Annotated in this window: 18 protein-coding genes; 5 read left to right on the top strand and 13 right to left on the bottom strand. The window is 74.0% G+C overall.

The features are described from left to right. Window positions 1–7 precede the first annotated feature (7 nt). The 5 genes from ABZU69_RS00140 to ABZU69_RS00160 form a co-directional block, all read right to left on the bottom strand. A complete protein-coding gene (locus ABZU69_RS00140; protein ID WP_354962199.1) occupies window positions 8–1,609 on the bottom strand; it encodes an asparagine synthase-related protein in 1,602 nt (533 codons plus the stop codon). Between the two features lie 4 nt (window positions 1,610–1,613). Continuing rightward, window positions 1,614–2,582 (bottom strand): DUF5715 family protein, encoded by a 969-nt coding sequence (locus tag ABZU69_RS00145; RefSeq protein ID WP_354962200.1) that lies wholly within the window; start codon window positions 2,580–2,582, stop codon window positions 1,614–1,616. A 174-nt stretch (window positions 2,583–2,756) separates the two neighbouring features. After that, entirely contained in the window at window positions 2,757–3,554 is a 798-nt protein-coding gene (locus ABZU69_RS00150; RefSeq protein WP_354962201.1) for an isocitrate lyase/phosphoenolpyruvate mutase family protein, read from the bottom strand. Continuing rightward, window positions 3,551–4,624: a cytochrome P450 gene (locus ABZU69_RS00155; protein ID WP_354962202.1), complete on the bottom strand. Its 1,074-nt coding sequence runs from the start codon at window positions 4,622–4,624 to the stop codon at window positions 3,551–3,553. The genes ABZU69_RS00150 and ABZU69_RS00155 overlap by 4 nt, the downstream gene beginning before the upstream one ends. A gap of 182 nt (window positions 4,625–4,806) precedes the next feature. Beyond that, entirely contained in the window at window positions 4,807–5,550 is a 744-nt protein-coding gene (locus ABZU69_RS00160) for a winged helix-turn-helix domain-containing protein (protein WP_354962203.1), read from the bottom strand. A gap of 146 nt (window positions 5,551–5,696) precedes the next feature. Here ABZU69_RS00160 and ABZU69_RS00165 point away from each other — a divergent pair, with 146 nt between their 5' ends. Continuing rightward, window positions 5,697–7,922, top strand: a complete 2,226-nt coding sequence (locus ABZU69_RS00165; RefSeq protein WP_354962204.1) for a family 43 glycosylhydrolase — start codon at window positions 5,697–5,699, stop codon at window positions 7,920–7,922. 103 nt (window positions 7,923–8,025) lie between these two features. On the opposite strand, the gene ABZU69_RS00170 is transcribed toward ABZU69_RS00165, so the two are convergent. From ABZU69_RS00170 to ABZU69_RS00180, 3 genes are read right to left on the bottom strand one after another with little or no spacing between them, the layout of a single operon-like run. Continuing rightward, window positions 8,026–8,547, bottom strand: a complete 522-nt coding sequence (locus tag ABZU69_RS00170; protein WP_354962205.1) for a 2'-5' RNA ligase family protein — start codon at window positions 8,545–8,547, stop codon at window positions 8,026–8,028. A gap of 30 nt (window positions 8,548–8,577) precedes the next feature. Beyond that, window positions 8,578–9,183 (bottom strand): response regulator transcription factor, encoded by a 606-nt coding sequence (locus ABZU69_RS00175; RefSeq protein ID WP_354962206.1) that lies wholly within the window; start codon window positions 9,181–9,183, stop codon window positions 8,578–8,580. Continuing rightward, on the bottom strand, window positions 9,180–10,334 hold the full coding sequence (locus ABZU69_RS00180; protein ID WP_354962207.1) for a histidine kinase: 1,155 nt from the start codon (window positions 10,332–10,334) through the stop codon (window positions 9,180–9,182). Before ABZU69_RS00180 ends, ABZU69_RS00175 begins: the two co-directional genes overlap by 4 nt. 60 nt (window positions 10,335–10,394) lie before the next feature. Here ABZU69_RS00180 and ABZU69_RS00185 point away from each other — a divergent pair, with 60 nt between their 5' ends. Both ABZU69_RS00185 and ABZU69_RS00190 read left to right on the top strand, forming a co-directional pair. Next, window positions 10,395–11,372, top strand: coding sequence for a hypothetical protein (locus ABZU69_RS00185; protein WP_354962208.1), 978 nt, complete (start codon window positions 10,395–10,397; stop codon window positions 11,370–11,372). Window positions 11,373–11,474: 102 nt separating this feature from the next. Further along, a complete protein-coding gene (locus ABZU69_RS00190) occupies window positions 11,475–13,202 on the top strand; it encodes a DEAD/DEAH box helicase (RefSeq protein ID WP_354962209.1) in 1,728 nt (575 codons plus the stop codon). A 45-nt stretch (window positions 13,203–13,247) separates the two neighbouring features. On the opposite strand, the gene ABZU69_RS00195 is transcribed toward ABZU69_RS00190, so the two are convergent. The 5 genes from ABZU69_RS00195 to ABZU69_RS00215 form a co-directional block, all read right to left on the bottom strand. Continuing rightward, a complete protein-coding gene (locus ABZU69_RS00195) occupies window positions 13,248–13,652 on the bottom strand; it encodes a DoxX family protein (protein WP_354962210.1) in 405 nt (134 codons plus the stop codon). 130 nt (window positions 13,653–13,782) lie between these two features. Further along, window positions 13,783–16,113, bottom strand: a complete 2,331-nt coding sequence (lon, locus tag ABZU69_RS00200) for an endopeptidase La (RefSeq protein WP_354962211.1) — start codon at window positions 16,111–16,113, stop codon at window positions 13,783–13,785. A gap of 38 nt (window positions 16,114–16,151) precedes the next feature. After that, the gene (locus tag ABZU69_RS00205) at window positions 16,152–16,436 is read right to left on the bottom strand and encodes a hypothetical protein (protein ID WP_354962212.1); all 285 of its coding nucleotides are present in this window, start codon (window positions 16,434–16,436) and stop codon (window positions 16,152–16,154) included. 43 nt (window positions 16,437–16,479) lie between these two features. Next, window positions 16,480–17,340 (bottom strand): manganese catalase family protein, encoded by an 861-nt coding sequence (locus ABZU69_RS00210; protein WP_354962214.1) that lies wholly within the window; start codon window positions 17,338–17,340, stop codon window positions 16,480–16,482. 84 nt (window positions 17,341–17,424) lie between these two features. After that, window positions 17,425–18,156, bottom strand: a complete 732-nt coding sequence (locus ABZU69_RS00215; RefSeq protein ID WP_354962215.1) for a sensor histidine kinase — start codon at window positions 18,154–18,156, stop codon at window positions 17,425–17,427. 65 nt (window positions 18,157–18,221) lie between these two features. Between ABZU69_RS00215 and ABZU69_RS00220 the strand changes: the two genes are divergently transcribed. Beyond that, window positions 18,222–18,863, top strand: a complete 642-nt coding sequence (locus ABZU69_RS00220) for a response regulator transcription factor (protein ID WP_354962216.1) — start codon at window positions 18,222–18,224, stop codon at window positions 18,861–18,863. Between the two features lie 149 nt (window positions 18,864–19,012). Next, window positions 19,013–19,360, top strand: a complete 348-nt coding sequence (locus ABZU69_RS00225) for an Lsr2 family protein (RefSeq protein ID WP_354962217.1) — start codon at window positions 19,013–19,015, stop codon at window positions 19,358–19,360. The last annotated feature ends 14 nt before the right edge of the window (window positions 19,361–19,374 follow it).

Here is a 19,374-nt window from a genome sequence, read left to right on the forward strand (position 1 = left end):
CAAACGGTCAGCCGACCGGCGACCGGCGGGGCGGCCGGGGGCCGACCAGCCGACGGACGATCGGCGCGGCGTTCCACTTCGCCGCCCCGACGAGGTCGCGGGCGTGCTCCAGCACGGTGTAGTCGGGTCGGGTCAACCCGTCGGCGATGGCCCGGTCCAGGTCGTTGCCGCACCGGCTCAGCACGGTGTCGAAGTCGCGGCGCACCGGCTCGAGCAGGTCGTAGCCGAACGAGCGGTGCAGCCGGGCGAACAGCGGCTTGTACAGCCGGACCCGCTCGTGCAGGCCGGTGGAGTAGGACATCGGGTTCTTGGGTCGCTGGCGGACGTAGTCGGGCAGCACGTCGGCGAACGCCCGCCGGACGATCCACTTCTCCTGCCCGTCGCGCAGCTTCAGCCCCAGCGGCAGGCGCATCGCCAGCTCCACCACGCTCAGGTCGAGGAACGGCAGCCGCGCCTCGACACCGTGCCCCATGGCCGCCCGGTCGACCCGCTGCAACTCGGTGCGGCACAGGTTGCGGATCCGGTGCAGGAACAGCCGACGGGACGCGGCAGCCTCGACCTGGTGGTACATCGGGTACCCACCGAACAGCTCGTCGGAGCCGTCGCCGGTCAGCACCACCTTGACGCCCAGGGCGCGCAGCCGCCGGAAGATCGGCACCGAGACCACCGCGTTGATGATGTCGCCGTACTCGGTCAGCTCGGAGATCCGGATGGCCTCGCGTACGTCGGTCAGCCGGATGTCCCGCGGGCGCAGCTCGATGACCTCGTGCGGCACACCGAGGTCGGCGGCGAACCGCCGCGCGTACGCCACGTCCGGGCTGTCCGGCACGCCGACCGTCACCGCCACGCAGTCCGGGTGCACGTCCCGCACCTGCCGCAGGGTCAGCGAGCTGTCCAGCCCGCCGGAGAGCACCACCCCGACGGTGAGGTCGGTCTCGACCCGCATCCGGATCGCGTCGGTCAGCGCGGCACGGACTAGCAGGGCGGCCTCGTCCGGGTCGTCGACGACCGGCAGACCGTCACCGAGGGTGAGCAGGTCAACGTACGGTCGCAGCCGCACGTGGCCGTCCGGGTCCGCCCAGCCGTGGTGTCCCGGCGGCACCTCGGCGATCGGTGCGCCGTGCCCGACCAGCGCCTTGACCTCGGAGGCGAGGTGCAGGCACCCGGGCTGCCGGGCCCAGTACAGCGGCTTCACCCCGAGCGGGTCGCGGGCAAGGTACGCCCGGCCGATGCCGCGTTCGACGACCACGAAGGCGTACTCGCCGCGCAGCCGGGTCACCGCCGCCTCGCCCCACTGCTCGAACGCGACGAGCAGCACCTCGGTGTCGCTCTCGGTGCGGAACACGTGCCCGAGCCGGGTCAGCTGCGCGCGCAGCTCCCGGTGGTTGAAGATCTCGCCGTTGAAGCAGAGCAGCCAGCGCTCGTCGATCGAGGTCCACGGCTGTACGGCCCGGTCCCGGTTCACCACCCGCAGCCGGCGGGTGCCGGCGAGCAGCCCGCTCTCCGAACGGGTCTCGGTGACCTCGCCGCGAGCGGCCAGGACGGCGAGCATCCTCCGGAAGGTCGTCGGGTCGGCCTCAGGGCCGATGCTCAACGCGATACCGCACATCGGCTCAGACCCCCATCTCGGTCTCGTACGCCCGACGCAGCCGACGCCGGGCGGTGGGCGCCAGGCAGAGATGCCAGGCCTGTCCCTCGTCGATCACGTTGAGCTCGCCGGCCTCCTGCCGGGCCAGCAGCAGCTCGCCGAGCGCCTCCCGCGCGCCGAAGCGCTCGTACCAGGCCAGCTCGACGTCCATCGAGTAGCCGAGGCAGTGCCCGCTGGGCAGCATCGCGGCGTAGCCCATGCGGCGCAGGCGGTACTGGTGCTCGGCGCTGCGGACCAGACTGGTCACCCACAGTGGCGGGGTGGCCGGCGGCGCCGCCGCGGCGAACTCCCGCCCGATGTCGTTGAGCAACGCGACCACCTCCCGCCGGGCCCGCCGGAAGAGGAGCCCGGCGGTGCGCGGGGTGGCGTCCGGCCGCAGTCGGCGACGCAGCCCCCGCGTGGCCCGGCCCAGCATTGTGGCGGGCTGCTCCTGGTAGCGGAAGCGCAGCAGGTCCCGCCGGCGCAGCCACTCCAGGTCGACCAGGTCGGCACTGCCGTTGACCTGATCGTCGGTGACGAAGGTGGGGGCGTCCTGCCACCACAGCACGTCGATGCGGGAGAGCAGGTAGATCCGGACCAGCGCGGTGAGGTCACCAGCCGAGGTGCGCTCGTTCGGCTGGTAGCGCGCCATCTCCAGCAGCAACGTCTCGCGCGCGCCGATCAGCCCCTGCGGGGTGGCGTCGAGCACCGCGGCGAGCGCCGGTTCGCGCAGCCGTTCGTCGATGAGCACCTGACGGGCGCGTGTGCTGGTCGCGTCGGCCAGGGCACCCACCTCGACCAGCAGGTCCGCGACGGCCGCCCGATAGGCGGCGAGGTCCGGCGCGGTGGCGGGGAGGCGGCGGGGGGCGGTGCCGGAGGGTCGGCGGCGAGCCGGGGCGGTGGGCGACACGGGCGGACCGGGCTGCTGTCCTGGGCTACGGCTGGGCACGCGCATGACGGGGTCCCTTCTCCGGTCACGACTCTGGGTGGATCGCCCTGAACACACCGTAATCAAGCGGGACCGGAATGGGGCGAACAATCCTCCTATCTGCCCCGAAGGGAGCGGCGGGGCTGACGCGCGGCATGCGGCTCCGGCGGTGACGAACCACCGCCGGAGCCGGCGGGGAAATCAGTCGCCGTCCGCGGGCACCAGGCCCTGCACCGTCGCGTACGACGGCAGCCCCGGCGACGCCGTGAACCCACCGGCAGCAATCGCGTCGGCGGTGGCGACGACGGTGGCCAGCGCGGCCCGGAACAGCAGCGAGCCGGTGCTGACCCGGGCGACCCCGGCCCGCCTCAGCTCGTCGAGCCCGGGGCCGCCCGGTTGGTACAGCGCGTTCAGCGGCGCGTCGATCCGTTCGGTCAGCATCCGCAGCGTCGCCAAGTCGACGGCGCCGGGGACGAAGATCCCGTCGGCGCCGGCGGCGCGGTAGGCCCGAGCGCGGGCCAGGGTCTGCGGCAGCGGATCGGCCACCCCGAGCCACCAGGTGTCGGTGCGGGCGTTGACGAACAGATCGGGCACCGCCGCCTTCACCGCCGCGATCTTGTCGGCGGTGCACTCCGGATCGGCCAGGGTGCCGTCGGCGCGCCCGTCCTCCAGGTTGATCCCGACCGCGCCGAGCCCGGCCAGCTCGGCCACGTACCCGGCAACCGCCGCCGGATCGTCGGAGAAACCGGCCTCCACGTCGACGGTGAGCAGGACCGGCAGCCGGGCGAGCCGGCGGGTCAGGGCCAGGGTCTCCGCGCCGGTGGCCGCCACGCCGTCGGGGCGGCCGGCGGCCGCGGCGACCCCGAGGCTGGTGGTGCCGATGGCCGGATGGCCGCCCGCGGCCAGTGCCGCCGCCGAGGCGTGGTCCCAGGCGTTCGGCAGCAGCAGCGGGCGGTCGGTGTGGTGCAGGGCGTGGAACGCCGCACGGCGGTCGGTCATCGGACCGTCACCTCCAGGATCGTCGGAACGCGCAGGGTCGGGTGTGGCTCGTGGCGCAGCACGACGTCGGTGCGTAGGCAGCGCTCGCGCAGCACGTCGAGCACCCCGGTGGCGAGGGCCAGCGCGTGCCGGTCGCCGGGGCAGCCGCGCTCCCCCGCGCCGAACGTGAGCCGCCCGGCCCTGGGCCGGCCGGGCCGGAACGCGGCCGGCTCGGCGAACGCCTCCGGGTCACGGTTGGCGGCGTCGAACCGGAGCAGCACGGGGCTGTTCGGCGGCAGGTCCTGGCCGCCCAGCCGTACCGCGGCGACGGTGACCCGTCGGGTGGCCCGCACCGGCGGGTCGAGCCGCAGCACCTCGGCCAGCAGGTCCGCCGTCGCCACGCCGGCCAGCGGATCCATCGCCCGCTCCGGGGCCGACGGGCCGGCGGACGCGCGGCGGGCGGGCGTGGGGAGCAGGTGGTGGGCGGCGGCGCCGATCAGGCCGGCGGTCGCGTCGCAGGCCTGGACCAGCAGGCCGATCAGGTTCGCCCGCACCTCCGGCCGTGCCGGTGGGCAGAGCTCCAGCAGCGTGGCGACCGCCCGGTCGGCCCGCCGGACCAGCGCCGGGTCGACCCCGGGGTGGTACGCGGCGGCGACGGCCGCGACCGCCGTCCCGGCGGCGGCCGGATCGGTCAGGCCGAGCCGGCCGGCCAGCACCCGTAGCGGAACCGGCCTGGCCAGTTCGCGCATCACGTCGAGGTGCGCACCGGCATCGTCCAGGGCGGCGGTGGTCCGTCGGGCCGCCTCCTGCCGTAGCTCGTCCGGGTCCAGCGCGGACAGTGCGGACGTCCCGATCGCGCGACGCTCGGCGTGCCACTCGGGCGGGCTGAACCGGCTGACCGCGCCGCGTAGCCAGGCGAGGGTGCCGGGCGGCCCGGTGTCCACGGGCGGTACCTGGAAGGCGGGATCGGTCAGCGCGGTCCGAACGTCGGCGTGCCGGGTCACCCACCAACCGCCGCCGGTCTCGAACGTGGGCGGTCCGCACGCCGGCGTCTCGGCAGCGGGCGGAACAACGGGCCAGTCATCAGTCACCGCCCGACCGTAGGACCCGAACCGTTCGCCCCTCACCGAACAATCCCGTCGCCCGCACCGCCGCGCCGCGCCGCCCACCAAGATCGTGCTTGATCGTGGATCGAGTGGCCTGCGGGCCTGGGGAAGCCACTCGATCCAGGATGTTGCGTCTGCGGCTCCCTCTGCCACGGCGTCCCCGGGGTTCAGGCGCGGCCGCTGGTGGTTGGCGCAGGCGGCGTGGGGCTGAGGGCGTGTTCGGGGATGTTCAGGGTCGCGGCCAGGGCCGATCGGCCGGTCGGGGTGAGGCGGACAGCACGGCCGGCGCCCCGGGTCGTCCAGCCCCGCTCGCCGAACCGACGGCAGAGCGCCGCGCCGAGCGCCCCTGCCAGGTGCGGCCGGCGCTCGGTCCAGTCCAGGCAGTCGCGCACCACCGGGCGCCGCGCGGTGCGCAGCACGTCCACGGGTACGCCCAGCCCGGCCGCCCACGCCCACCCGTCGGGCGTCAGCGTCAGCCCGCTGGCCCGGTCCAGCCGCCCGTCGGCCAGCAGCGCGTCGTACATCAACACGCCCAGCCGCCCGGCGAGGTGGTCGTAGCAGGTGCGGGCGTACGCCATCGCGGCACCAGCGGTGGACGCCCGCAGCGAACCGGTCGGCGCGGGTGGGGTCGGGGCGTGCCCGGCCAGGCCCTCGATCAGCTGGGCCACCGACGGCCCGGCCAGCCGCAGGTAGCGGTGCCGGCCCTGCCGCTCCTCGACCAGCAGCCCACCCCGGACCAGCCGGGTGAGGTGGTCGCTGGCGGTCGACGGCGCGACCCCGGTCCGGCGGGCCAGCTCCCCGGCGGTCCACGCGCGGCCGTCGAGCAGCGCGAGGCAGATGCCGGCCCGGGTGCCGTCGGCCAGCAGGGCGGCCAGATCGGCCATCCCCCGGCCCTCGGTGACAGCGCTCATCTCCCCATCATCGTCCTGCCCAGGGGCGTACCAGCCAGCAGGGTCCGGCATCGGCGGTCTTTACAACGTTGTATCCATCGTTATAGAAACGGTGGACACACCGCTCCTGTCGATGCACCGCCAACCTCCCCCCGAGGCAGGTCCACATGCGACATCTCCGCCGTGGCGGCGCGCTCGCCGCCGCGCTCGGTCTGATCCTGACCGCGACCGCACCCGCTCCCGCCGCCGGCTCCGACGGCCCGTCCCGCTACCGCAACCCGATCTCGACCGCCGTCGGCGACACCTTCGCCGACCCGGTCATCGTCCGCGGCGACGACGGCTTCTGGTACGCCTACGGCACCACCGACCCGCTCCGCGAGGGCGAGCGCGAGTTCCACCGGGTGCCCACCGCCCGCTCGGCCGACCTGGTCGACTGGACGTACGTCGGCGACGCGTTCGGCCCCGACCAGCGCCCGCCGTACGCGGCGCCCGGCGCGGCATTCTGGGCGCCGGACGTGCGCCGCCTCGGCGACCGGTGGGTCATGTACGTGACAGTCACCGACACCACCGTCTCCACCGAGGGCAGCGACTACGCCATCGGTGCGGCGACCGCGCCCACCCCGACCGGGCCGTGGACCTTCGCCGCCGAACCCGTCGTCGCCCCGCATCCCGGTGGTGGTGGCGGCTACCTGTGGACCATCGACCCCAGCCAGTTCACCGACGTCGACGGCCGCAGCTACCTCTACCACGGCAGCTACTACGGCGGCATCTCGGTCACCGAGCTCAGCCCGGACGGGCTCACCGCGGTCGGCACACCGACCCTGGTGGCCATCGACAACAAGTTCGAGGGCAGCTACGTGCTGCGCCACGACGGCTGGTACTACCTGTTCGCCTCCACCGCGAACTGCTGCGCCGGCCCCGCCACCGGCTACTCCGTCCAGGTCGGACGCGCGCGCAGCCCGCGCGGCCCGTTCACCGACCGCGACGGGGTCGCGCTGACCGCGTCCCGGGCCGGCGGCACGCCGGTGCTCACCCAGAACGGCAACCGGTGGATCGGCACCGGGCACAACGGGTTCCTCACGGACCTGTCCGGACAGGACTGGATCGTCTACCACGCGATCGACCGCGCCGACCCGTACCTGGACGAGCCGTTCGGCATCAACGAACGCCCGATGCTGCTGGACCGGCTCGACTGGATCGACGGCTGGCCGACGGTGAACGCCGGCGCCGGCCCGTCCGAGGGCAACCGACCCGCACCGGTGACCACCGGCCGGGTCGACGACCGGTTCGACGCCGCCGGGCTGTCCGGCTGGCGACGTGGCGCCGGCGAGTGGCGGGTCACCGACGGTCAGCTCACCGGCAGCGGCGCGCTGTCCAGCCGTACCACTGTCGGCGGCGACGTGCGGGCGGAGGCCGACCTGCGGTTGACCGGCGCGGCCACCGCCGGGATCACCCTCGGCGGCCGGGTCGAGGTCCGGGTGGACGCGGCCGGCGGCCGGCTGGTGGCCAGCGACGGCGACCGGCGTGCTACCGCGCCGCTGCCCGCCGGGCTCGACCTGGCCGCCCGGCACAACCTGGCCACCGAGGTACGCGGCCAGCAGCTGGTCGCCGAGCTGAGCCCGGCCCGCCTCGGTGATCAGCTCGCCGTGGTGTCGCTGCGACTGGACCGTCCGGTCGCCGGTCGCCCCGGACTGGCCGCCACGGGCGGCACGGCCGTGTTCGACAACGTCAGCGTGGCCCGGCTGTACCAGCCGGCGAAGCGGGCGGTGCCGGAGCCCCGGGTCGGCGCGCCGCTGCGGGCGTACTCCGACGAGTTCGGCGACGGGCTGGACGGCGGCTGGCGGTGGGTGCGCGAGGACTCGGCGGCCACCGTCGCCGGCGGCGCGCTGCGCTGGCCGGTGCAGAACGCCGACCTGACCGGCACCGGCAACACCGCAGGGGTGCTGCTGCGTGACGCGCCGCGCGGCGACTACGTGGCGGAGACGAAGGTGACGCTGGACCTGGGCGAGGAGACGGTCCGCAACTACCAGCAGGCCGGGCTGGTCGCGTACGTGGACGACGACCGGTTCGCCCGGCTGGCCCAGGTGGCGATCTGGAACACCCGGCAGGTCGAGTACGGCTACGAGTTGCCCTTCGCCGGCCAGCCGGTGTACGGCGGCAGCATCGTCGGCACCCCGGCCACCACCACCTGGCTGCGGCTGGCGCACCACGTCGACCCGGCCACCGGAGAGCACGAGTTCCGGGCCGGCTCCAGCCGGGACGGGCGGAGCTGGACCTGGGGTGCGGTGTGGACCTTCCCGGCCGACACCACCCCGCGCATCGGGCTGGTCGCGCATGGCGGCGCCGTGCCGCCGGTCACCGCCGAGTTCGACTACCTGCGCTTCTATCGCTGACGCAGTCGGGGGGCCTCCGTCCCGAGGACGGAGGCCCCCCGAGGCCGGTGCCGACGAAGATGGCGGCGCGGTGGACACATCCGAACAGGACGGTCGCGCGGGATCAGATCTGCCGGCGCGTCAGCGGTGCCACCGACCGGTCGGTGCCGTCGTAGCTACGGGCCCCGACGAACGCGCCCGTCGGCCGCTGACCGCCGGCGACGGCGCGGGCCAGCCGCAGGTCCGCGTTGCGGAACCGCAGCGCCACGCTCAGGTGCGGCACCCACCCACCCGGCGCGTGCCACGGACGATGTCCGGCGGCGTCGGCGAGCACGTCCCAGACGGCGGCGTGCAGTGCGGTCAGCGCCGGCGTGGGTCGCACGAGCCAGACCAACGGCGCACTGCCGTCGAGAACGACGATGCGGTCGAGCGTGACCGGCACCGGCAGCGCGGCGTCGAACAGGTCGGTCAGGCGGTGCTCGGCCCCGGGCGGGAACTCGTCCACCGCGGCGAGGGTCAGGTGCGGCCGGTTGGTCGGGTGGGTGTTGCGGGCCAGGCTGGGCAGCCCGGCCGCGGCCAACCGGTCCCAGGCGGACCGGACCGCCGCGTCCAACCCGGCCGAGCAGACCAGTTCCACCGTACGCACCAGGCCACCGTAACCGTGCCGGCGACGCGGTCAGAGCCAGCCGTTGTCCCGGGCGGTGCGCACCGCCTCCGACCGGTCGGCCGCCCCGAGCTTCTGCACGGCGGCGGAGAGGTGGTTGCGCACCGTGCCGGTGGACAGGTGCACCCGGCGGGCGATCACCGCCACCGGGGCGCCGAACTCGGCCAGCCGCAGGGTCTCCAGCTCGCGGGGGGTCAGCGGGCAGGTGGGCAGGGTCAGCGCGTCGGCGGCGAGCGACGGGTCGACGTACCGGCCGCCGCCGTGCACCCGGCGGATCACGTCGGCGAGCGCCCCGCCCGGCGAGCCCTTGGGCAGGAATCCCCGCGCGCCCGCCGTCAACGCCTGCCGCAGGTGCCCCGGCCGGCCGTGCCCCGTCAACACCACCACCGCGCAGGCCGGCAGTGCCCGGGTCAGCTCGGCGGCCACCTCGATGCCGTTCAGGCCGGGCATCTCCAGGTCCACCACGGCCACGTCGGGACGATGCGCGAGCGCTGCGTCGACCGCGGCCCGGCCCTCGGCGGCCTGGGCCACGACCTCGATGTCCGGTTCCAGCCCGAGCAGCGCGGCGACGGCCACCCGCATCAGCTCCTCGTCGTCGGCGAGCAGGACGCGGATCACGGGACCACCGGCAGGGTGGCTTCCAGGGTGAACACCGCGTCCTCGCGGCGCACCCGCAGCTCCCCTCCGGCGGCCGCGAGCCGTTCGGCGAGCCCTCGCAGGCCGTGGCTGTGCGCGTCCGGACCACGGTCGTCGGCGCCGTCGTTGGCCACCGTCATCCTGGCCACGTCGTCCTCCCGGTCGATGCTGATCCGGCACCAGCCGGCGCGACTGTGCCGCAGCACGTTCGTCCCCGCCTCGCGCAGCACGGCGGCCAGCTCGGTGGCGGCGGCCTGCGGCAGGTTGGCCGGTGGCTGAGGCACCGTGCAGCGCACCCCACAGGAGCGCAGGACGCCCGCCACGGCGGCCAGCTGTTCGCCGAGGTCGACGGTCCGGTAGCCGTGCACGGTCTCCCGTACCTTGGTCAGCGCGGATGCCGCGAGCCGCTGGACGTCGGTGGCCTCCTGGCCGGCCCGTTCGGGGTCGATCGGGGCCAGCCGGGCGGCGAGTTCGGCCTTCAACGCGATCACGGTGAGGTTGTGGCCCAGCACGTCGTGCACGTCGCGGGCGAAGCGCAGACGCTCCTCGGCGGCGGCCAGCCGGGCGCGGGCGGCCTGCCCCTGTCGAGCCTCCACGAGCAGGTCCCAGAACCAGACCTGGAACCAGTTGACCGCGGCGACGGACAGCCCGATCCCGCCGGTGACAGCCAGGTGGCGCCCGACGGAGCCGTCGGTCCACCAGGCCACTCCCGCCGACGCCAGCAGGGCGCCGACCGCCACCGCCACCGCGGCCGGGAGCCGGACCAGCAGCGGGGCCATGCCGATCAGGGACGCGCCGAGCCAGGCCCAGGTCGGCCAGGCACCGGCCGCCACCGGCCCCACCAGCGGGACGGTCAGCACCGCCACCCCGGCCAGGCTGAGCTGTGCCCGACGCCGCCAGCGGTGGTCGAGCCACGGCGTCACGGCGGCGTACAGCACGGCGGTCTGAGCGGCCGCGAAGGCGAGGATGCCGGCCGCGCCGAAGGAGACGCGGCCGGGATCGGGATCGCGGGTCAGGCCGACCGCGGGCAGCAGCACGCTCGCCCAGACTCCGGTGGCCAGCGACAGCAGAGTCGCCTGCCGGGCCCGGTGCAGCCGCCGGTCCGCCCGGGGAGTCACCGCCTCGCTCGCCACGGCACCGATACTAGGGCCGCTCCGCGCCCGGTCCACCCCAGCGGATGTCACGGTCGAGCCGTGCAGTCCGCACGGTTTTCCGGTGACGGATGGAACTGCCGGCTGCTCGCGTACGCCACCAGGGTGGACGGCATGGAGATGACACGGACAGACATTGACGCTCTCGCCGTACCGCCGACCGGGCCGCTGCCGGCCGAGCGGCCGGCACCGCCGGGCAAGACGCCCGCCACCGTGGCGGGCGGCGGCACGCGGCACCTGCTGCGGCACCTCGCCGAGATGGCGCTCGCCATGGTCGCCGGGATGCTGCTGCTCGGCCCGTTGTGGGACGCGGCCGGCGCCGCGCTGGGGCTCGCCGGCCCGCTGGGCCGGCCGGAGGTGGCCGCCCTGGTGATGGCCACCGACATGACCATCGGCATGACGGTCTGGATGCGCTACCGCGCGCATCGCTGGCTCGCGGTCGGCGAGATGGCCGCCGCGATGTACGTCCCGTTCCTGCTGCTCTTCGCGCCGATGTGGGCCGGCCTGCTGGACGCCGACGCGATGCTGCTCGGTGGCCACCTGCTGATGGTGCCGGCGATGGTGCTGGTGGCGGTGCGACACCGTCACGAGGCCCCGGTGCCCGTACGTCGGCATCCGGCCGTGGTGGCGATCGCCCGCCGGTGGCCGACCGGGCTGGCGCTGCTGATGACCGTGGACAACTGGGTCGACCCGGGCGTGCTCACCCCGTGGGCGATGTTGGTGCTGCCCGGCGGCTACCTGGTGATCGGTCTGGCCCGCGGCACACTGCGCGGACCGGGCGTGCTCACCACTCAACTGCTCGGCCTGGCCGGCTGGGTCACCCTTACCCTGGTCGCGGTGACGGCCGGCGGACGGACCGCCGCGTGGCTGGTGGCGTTCGGTTGGCTGGCGCACGCCGCCTGGGACCTGGTCCACCACCGCATCGGGCGGGTGGTGCCGCGCGGCTACGCCGAGTGGTGTGGGGTACTCGACGCGGCGGTGGGCGTCACCGTGATCCTGGCGATCCTGACCACCGGGTGAACGGACCGCCCGCCGGCACGGGGCGGCGGGCGGCCGGTCCTCCCGCGGCGCGTTGTGCCGGTCGCCGCAGCGGGTGCGGCGGCGTGATGAAAGGCTTGGCGCATGAGTTCCGCACCTGCACAGCACGACGCACCGACCGACACCACCCCCGACGGCACCGACGAGGCGAACGCCTTCACGGAGCTGGGGCTGCGCACCGAACTGCTGGGCGCGCTGTCCGCTCTCGGTTACGAGGAGCCGACGCCCATCCAGCGGGAGGCGATCCCACCGCTGCTGGAGGGTCGGGACCTGCTGGGCCAGGCGGCCACCGGCACCGGCAAGACGGCGGCGTTCGCGCTGCCGCTGCTGCACCGGATGCCGGCTCACGGCGACGGCGGGGACCCGGTCGCGTTGGTGCTGGTGCCGACCCGGGAGCTGGCGGTGCAGGTGTCCGAGGCGTTCCACCGCTACGGCAAGGACCTGGGCGCCCGGGTGCTGCCGATCTACGGTGGGCAGCCGATCGGGCGGCAGCTGCGGGCACTGGACAGCGGGGTGGACGTGGTGGTGGCCACCCCGGGGCGGGCCCTCGATCACATCGCCCGGGGCACGCTGCGGCTGGGTGGGCTGGCCACGGTGGTGCTCGACGAGGCCGACGAGATGCTCGACATGGGCTTCGCCGAGGACATCGAGGCGATCCTGGAGCACGCGCCGGCGCAGCGCCAGACCGTGCTCTTCTCGGCCACGATGCCGTCCCGCATCGACGGGATGGCCCGGCAGCATCTGCGCGATCCGGTGCGCATCGAGATCGGCCGGGAGCAGCCGGTGGCCGGCGAGGCGCCCCGGGTGCGGCAGAGCGCGTACATCGTGACCCGGGCGCACAAGCCCGCCGCGCTGGGCCGGGTGCTGGACGTGGAGTCGCCCACCGCGGCGATCGTGTTCTGCCGCAGCCGGGAGGAGGTGGACCGGCTGACCGAGACGATGAACGGCCGGGGCTACCGCTCCGAGGCGCTGCACGGCGGGATGAGCCAGGAGCAGCGGGACCGGGTGATGGGGCGGCTGCGGGCCGGCACCGCCGACCTGCTGGTCGCCACCGACGTGGCGGCCCGCGGGCTGGACGTCGAGCAGCTCACCCACGTGGTCAACTACGACGTGCCGTCGGCGCCGGAGTCGTACGTGCACCGGATCGGTCGGGTTGGCCGGGCCGGGCGCGAGGGCGTGGCGATCACCCTCGCCGAGCCGCGCGAGCACCGGATGCTGAAGACCATCGAGCGGGTGACCGGTCAGCGGATCACCATCGACAAGATCCCGACGGTGGCGGACATGCGTACCCGCCGGCTGGAGCTGACCCAGGCGGCGCTGCGGGAGAGCCTGCTGGAGGACGACCTCGACCCGTTCCGGGTGATCGTGGAGACGCTGACGGACGAGTTCGACCTGATGGAGGTGGCCCTCGCCGCGGTGAAGCTGGCACACGAGGTGACCTCCCCGGGCTCGGACGACGAGGAGGAGATTCCGCAGGCGCCGGTGCGCGGCCCGCGCGAGGGCCGGCCCGAGGCCGGCGGTCGGGGCGGCGATCGGCGCGGTGGCGGTCGGCCACGGATGGCCGGCAACACCGTCCAGGTCTTCGTCGGCCTGGGCCGGCGCGCCGGGGTGCGCCCGCAGGACCTGGTCGGCGCGATCACCGGGGAGACCGGGATCAGCGGCCGGGACATCGGCTCGATCGAGATCGCCGACCGGTTCTCGCTGGTGGAGGTGCCGCAGGGCGTGGCGGACGAGGTGATCTCCGGGTTGCGCTCCAGCACCATCAAGGGCCGCAGGGCCACCGTGCGCCGGGACCGCGGCGGCGACCGCTGAACGACCGCCGGCGACCGTCGGGTACGACGGTCGCCGGCGCAAGGATCAGAAGGAGTACGGGCCGAACCGGCCCCACGCCACGACCGCGGCGAGGACGAGCAGCACCGTGCAGGTCACGGCGCCCTGCAGCTCCGTCCGGCGCCGGTCGTCGGTGTCCTGCCTCTTCATGTCGCGCAGGTGCACCAGGATGCCGCCGATCATGACGATGACCAGGCCGACCGCCGCGAGCGGGGTGAGCACGGTGGCGATGCCGGTGAGCGGCGGAAGCACCAGCCCGGCGGCGGCCAGCAGCTCGGCGGCGCCGAGCGCCTTGACCTGGTGCGGCGGGACCGGGTCCACCCAGCGCATCAGGTCGCGCAGCTTGTCCTTGGGCTGCGTCAGTTTGGCCGTGCCGGCGCCGGCGAAGACGACGGCGAGCAGGATCTGGATGATCCAGAGCACCAGGTTCACGGGGGTTTCCTCCGGGGGTACCGCCTCGCGGCGGAGAGGTAGTTGAGGGTTCAAGCGAGACAGTAGCCCCGTGCGGCACAGCAGTGACCCCCGCCGTCGGAGAGACGGCGGGGGTCGCTGTGGTGTTGGGTCAGGCCGCGAAGAGAGCCGGACCGTCCAGCGCCTTCACGTCGGCCGGGCGCAGCGCCAGGGCGAGCACGTCGGCCACGTCGGCCAGGGTGTGCACGGTCAGCGCCTCGCGCACCTCGGCCGGCAGGTCGTCCAGGTCCGGCTCGTTGCGCGCCGGGATGATCACCTCGGTGAGGCCGGCCCGGTGCGCGGCGAGCAGCTTCTGCTTCACCCCGCCGATCGGCAGGACCCGACCGGAGAGCGTCACCTCGCCGGTCATTCCAAACTCGGGGCGGACCGGACGACCGGTGACCAGCGACGCCAGGGCCGTCACCATGGTGATGCCGGCGCTCGGGCCGTCCTTGGGCACCGCGCCCGCCGGGAAGTGGACGTGGATCCGACGTCCGGCCAGAACGTTCGGGTCGATGCCGAAACGCCGCCCGTTGGAGCGCAGGTACGACAGGGCGATCTGTGCCGACTCCTTCATCACGTCACCGAGCTGGCCGGTCAGGGTCAGGCCCGGCTCGCCCTCCATGCTGGTCGCCTCGATGAAGAGCACGTCCCCGCCGGCGCCGGTGACGGCGAGGCCGGTGGCCACACCCGGCACCGCGGTGCGCTCGGCCGACTCCGGGGTGAACTTCGGCCGGCCCAGGTAGTCGGCGAGGTTGCCGGTGTCGACGCGTACAGGCGCCGGGTCCGTCGCCAGCGCCACCGCCACCTTGCGCAGGATCTTGGCGAGGGCACGCTCCAGCTGCCGGACGCCGGCCTCCCGGGTGTACTCCCCCGCGATCAGCGCGAGAGCCTCGTCGGCGACGCTGACCTCCTCGACCGTCAGCCCGGCCCGCTCCCGCTGCCGGGGCAGCAGGTGGTCCCGGGCGATGGCGACCTTCTCGTCCTCGGTGTACCCGTCCAAGGTGACCAGCTCCATCCGGTCCAGCAGTGGACCGGGGATGGTCTCCACCACGTTGGCGGTGGCCAGGAAGAGCACGTCGGACAGGTCCAGGTCGACCTCCAGGTAGTGGTCCCGGAAGGTGTGGTTCTGTGCCGGGTCGAGCACCTCCAGCAGCGCGGCGGCCGGGTCGCCGGCGTAGCCGGCGGCCAGCTTGTCCACCTCGTCGAGGAGCACGACCGGGTTCATCGAGCCGGCCTCACGCAGCGCGCGGACGATCCGGCCGGGCAGCGCGCCCACGTAGGTGCGCCGGTGACCGCGGATCTCCGCCTCGTCACGGACGCCGCCGAGCGACACCCGCACGAAGTTGCGGCCGAGCGCCCTGGCGACGGACTCGCCGAGGCTGGTCTTGCCGACCCCGGGCGGACCGGCGAGGGCCAGCACCGCGCCGGAGCCGCGACCGCCGACCACGCCGAGGTTGCGCTCGGCCCGGCGGTTGCGCACCGCGAGGTACTCCAGGATGCGGTCCTTCACGTCGGCCAGGCCGGCGTGGTCGGCGTCGAGCACCGCCCGCGCCGCGGCCAGGTCGGTGTTGTCCTGCGTACGCGTGCCCCACGGCATCTCGAGCACGGTGTCCAGCCACGTGCGGATCCAGCCGGCCTCCGGGGAGGCGTCACTGGCCCGCTCCAGCTTGCCGACCTCGCGCAGGGCCGCCTCGCGGACCTTCTCCGGGAGGTCGGCGCCCTCGACCCGGGACCGGTAGTCGGCCGAGCCGTCCGGCTCGTCCTCACCCAACTCCTTGCGGATCGCGGCGAGCTGCTGGCGGAGCAGGAACTCCCGCTGGGACTTCTCCAGCCCCTCGCGGACGTCGCTGTTGATCTGCTCGGTGACCTCCTGCTCGGCCAGGTACGCCTTCACCCAGCCGACCAGCAGCTCCAGCCGGGCGGTGACGTCCGGCGCGGCGAGCAGCTCGGTCTTCTGCTCCAGGGTCAGCCAGGGCGCGTAGCCGGCCGAGTCGGCCAGCTCGGACAGGTCGGTCATCCGCTCCACCGCGTCGATGACCTGCCAGGCGCCACGCTGCTGGAGCACGGAGGTCACCAGGGCGCGGTACTCGCGGGCGAGTTCCCGGGCGCGGCCGGCGGGAGCGGGTTCGTCGAGTTCGGTCGCCTCGACCCAGAGTGCGGCGCCGGGGCCGGGCACGCCAGAGCCGATCCGGGCCCGGGACAGGCCACGGACGACGGCGGCTGGCTCACCATCGGGCAGCCGGCCGACCTTCTCGATGGTTGCGACCACACCGACCGGGCCGTACTCACCGTCGATACGCGGCACGGCCAGCAGCTTGCGGTCGCCGGTCGCCCGCGCCGCGTCGATCGCGGCCTGGGTGGTCGGGTCGAGGGTCACCGGGATGACCATGCCGGGCAGCAGAACGGCGTCGGTCAGGGGAAGTACCGGAAGAGTTGCCATCGAACACCTGCTATCGCGTTGACTTGAGCGTGTCTCACTCAAGTAACAAAGCGTTCCCCTTGTTCCGGACTGTGACCCAGGCCACTGTCCCGCGTCGGACGACGGACCGGAAACAGCAGCTCACGCGCCAGCCGCCCACCACCGGCCACCGCCACGGCGAGCGGAATCGCCAGGCTTATCACGGCCAGGGCGACCACGATCCGGCCGGGCAGCCCGGCGCCGGCGGCGAGCAGGGTCAACCCGGCGAAGACCACCAGCTTCATCCGGGTGCGGGCCACGGGGACCACACCGGCCTCCCGGGTGGGTGCGGCGACCGACGGCATCGTTCCTCCTTCGGGGTACGGGCGAGCGGCGGGCACGTCGGCGTTAGGTGGCGCCGTCGTCGAGCAGTTCGTCCGCCAGATCCGGGTTGGTGCCGTACAGGCGGGGGTCGCCGGGTGCGAGCACCGGCTCGGGGGCGTGTGCGCGGGGGTTGTCGTCGTATCGGAACTCGCCCCTGCCGTCCGGGGTGGGGCCGGAGGCCCAGCGGCCCCGCGCGGCGTCCCGGCCGGGAGAGAAGTCCAGGTAGGTGTAGCTGAACTCGTCGGTGAACTGCGGGGAGTCGGTGAAGGCGTCCGGCACCGGCATCTCCTCCAGGCCGTCCTGTTTGAGCTGCTCGATGGCGGCCATCCACATGTTCTGGTGCATGGTGTCGCGGGCCAAAAGGAAGCGCAGCATCTGCTTGACCCCGGGGTCGTCGGTCATGTTGAACAGCCGGGCCACCTGCAGGCGGCCCTGCGCCTCCGCGGTGACGTTGAGCTGGAAGTCGGCCATCAGATTGCCGCTGGCGGTGATGAACGCGCCGTTCCAGGGCACGCCGTTGCTGTCGGTGGGCAGGGCGCCGCCACCACCGTGGATGAAGTGCGCCGGGTTCGACCCGCCGTAGACCGCGGCGACCATCGGGTTGTCGTCGGCGGCTTCCTGCAGTGACAGTGGGGCGTTCTCCAACAGGCGGGTGATCATGGTGGCGATCATCTCGACATGGCCCATCTCCTCGGTGCCGACGTCGAGCAGCAGGTCCTTGTACTTGCCGGGCAGCCGGCAGTTCCAGCCCTGGTAGAGGTACTGGTTGGCGACGGTCATCTCGCCCCACTTGCCGCCCAGGATCTCCTGCAAGCGGCGGGCGAACGCGGCGTCCGGGCCGTCCGGCTTGGCCTCGAACTGCAGGTCCTTGACGTGGCCGAACATCGGGTCCTCCTCGCTGCCGGGAGCTGGCGCGAGGAGGATCCCCACCCCGGTGACCCGGCCGGGCCAACCCGTGTCCCGGCGGGGTCAGCGCACCGGGCGGACCACCGGCAGCAGCACCTCCAGCGCCACACCACGCGGCCGCAACCGGTGCGCCCGCAGCACTCCCCCGTCCGCCGCCAACAACTGCCGCACGATCCAGAGACCGAGGCCGGACATCCCGACCGCCGGCGCCGGGCGGCGCATCGCGGCCAGCAGCGCGTCGTCCACCCGCCCCTCGTCGGTGACCAGGATGCTCAGCCCGCGGCGGCCCAGCTCGGCGTGGAGGCCGACCTGCCCCTCCGCCGGCCCGTGCCGCACGGCGTTCTCCACCAGGTTCACCAGCACCTGCCGGGTCCGGCCGGACGGCACCGGGCAGGAGCCGGCGCGCCGGGTGGCCCGCGCCCGCCGCCGGTACGCCGGCACCAGCGCGGCGGCCTCGCGCAGGATCCCGGCCAGCGGTACGAGCGGCTCCGGCTGGGGAGCCAACGCCAGCGCCCCGGTGCCGGCGGTCGCGCCGCGCAGCAGGCTCTGCAGGTGGGCGGCCTGATCGCGGGCCAGCTCGGTGATGGCCCGCCGGTCCGCGCCGGTCAGCTCCCGGCGTTCGTCGGCGAGCGCCCGGGTCAACGAGGTCAGGGTGCTGACCGGGGTACGGAACTCGTGACACAGCACGCGCAGCAGCAACTCGGAGTCGGCCGCCGAAGGTCGCAGCTCACCGGGTACGGGCTCGGTCCGGCGCAATCCTCGCAGCAGGCCGTGCAAACCGCTCCGTGCGCGCATCCACTCGACTCCCCTCGTTCGGTGCGTACCCGCATGATCAGTACCCGCTGGGGAACGGCGCAGACATGCCGGACGCCGCCACCATCCGACTCGCCGTCGTGGACGATCACCCCCTCTTCGTCCGCGGCCTCGAGTTGCTGCTCGCGGCGACCACCGACGGCCGCGCCGAGGTGGTCGGCTCGACCGGCGACGCCGCCGCCGCGGCCGCCCTGGTCAGCCGTTGCCGCCCCGACCTGGCCCTGGTCGACCTGCACATGCCACCACCCGGCGGCATCCGGGCGGTGGCCGCGATCCGGCGGACGACCCCTCGCGTACGAGTGGTCGCGATGTCCGGTTCCTCGGACCCGGCGCCCGCGCTGGAGGCGCTGCGGGCCGGCGCCGAGGGGTTCCTGCCGAAGACCAGCGAGCCGGAGGAGCTGCTCCCCCCGCTGGTCGCCATCCTCGACGGCTGGGCGGTGCTGCCGGCCGAGCTGCTGCGCGCCGTTCTGCGACCGTCGCGCGCCGCACCGGTCGACCTCGATGGCGAGGAGCGTCGGCTGCTGCGGGCGATCGCCGCCGGTCGCAACACCGTCGACATCGCCGAGGAACTGCACGTCTCGGAGCGGACGGTGAAACGGATGACCGCCGCACTGCTGCGCAAGCTGCGGGTGTCCAACCGGGCGGAGGCCGCCGCCGTCGCCGGACACGCCGGCCTGCTCGGCGAATGAGGCGGACCCCACGATTCAGCTTCCGTTCGCGGTTTTGCGAGCGTGAAATCGCGACGCGCCGAAATGAATGGGACGCATATTGTTGCGGATTCCCGTGGTGATAGGTCAGACTTTGGACACATCCCGCCACACACAGGGAGTAATCGGCAATGGCGAGAAAAGTAATCACGGTGCTGACCGACGACCTCGACGGTGGGAAGGCCGACCGGACCGTCGAGTTCAGTCTTGACGGCGTGGCCTACACGATCGATGTCTCGGACGAGAATGCGGGCGTCCTGCGCAAGACGCTGGATCCGTACATCAATGCGGGTCGGCGGATCGGCCGGGGCCCGGTGGAGAACACCCGGACAGTTCGGCGGCCGGGGCGGCCCAGCGGCGCCGGAATGGATCGGGAGCAGAACCGGGCCATCCGGGAATGGGCCGTCAAGAACGGCTACAAGATATCCGAGCGGGGCCGGATCCCGGTCGAGGTCGTCGAGGCGTACAAGAGCCGCTGACCGAACGACATGGG

The organism is Micromonospora sp. NPDC005206, from assembly GCF_040608175.1.
Classification (GTDB): domain Bacteria; phylum Actinomycetota; class Actinomycetes; order Mycobacteriales; family Micromonosporaceae; genus Micromonospora.

Coding starts and splice junctions, on each gene's coding strand:
- ABZU69_RS00140 (WP_354962199.1), bottom strand. CDS start 1,609: ATGTGCGGTATCGCGTTGAGCATCGGCCCTGAGGCCGACCCGACGACC.
- ABZU69_RS00145 (WP_354962200.1), bottom strand. CDS start 2,582: ATGCGCGTGCCCAGCCGTAGCCCAGGACAGCAGCCCGGTCCGCCCGTG.
- ABZU69_RS00150 (WP_354962201.1), bottom strand. CDS start 3,554: ATGACCGACCGCCGTGCGGCGTTCCACGCCCTGCACCACACCGACCGC.
- ABZU69_RS00160 (WP_354962203.1), bottom strand. CDS start 5,550: ATGAGCGCTGTCACCGAGGGCCGGGGGATGGCCGATCTGGCCGCCCTG.
- ABZU69_RS00165 (WP_354962204.1), top strand. CDS start 5,697: ATGCGACATCTCCGCCGTGGCGGCGCGCTCGCCGCCGCGCTCGGTCTG.
- ABZU69_RS00190 (WP_354962209.1), top strand. CDS start 11,475: ATGAGTTCCGCACCTGCACAGCACGACGCACCGACCGACACCACCCCC.
- lon (WP_354962211.1), bottom strand. CDS start 16,113: ATGGCAACTCTTCCGGTACTTCCCCTGACCGACGCCGTTCTGCTGCCC.
- ABZU69_RS00205 (WP_354962212.1), bottom strand. CDS start 16,436: ATGCCGTCGGTCGCCGCACCCACCCGGGAGGCCGGTGTGGTCCCCGTG.
- ABZU69_RS00210 (WP_354962214.1), bottom strand. CDS start 17,340: ATGTTCGGCCACGTCAAGGACCTGCAGTTCGAGGCCAAGCCGGACGGC.
- ABZU69_RS00215 (WP_354962215.1), bottom strand. CDS start 18,156: ATGCGCGCACGGAGCGGTTTGCACGGCCTGCTGCGAGGATTGCGCCGG.
- ABZU69_RS00220 (WP_354962216.1), top strand. CDS start 18,222: ATGCCGGACGCCGCCACCATCCGACTCGCCGTCGTGGACGATCACCCC.
- ABZU69_RS00225 (WP_354962217.1), top strand. CDS start 19,013: ATGGCGAGAAAAGTAATCACGGTGCTGACCGACGACCTCGACGGTGGG.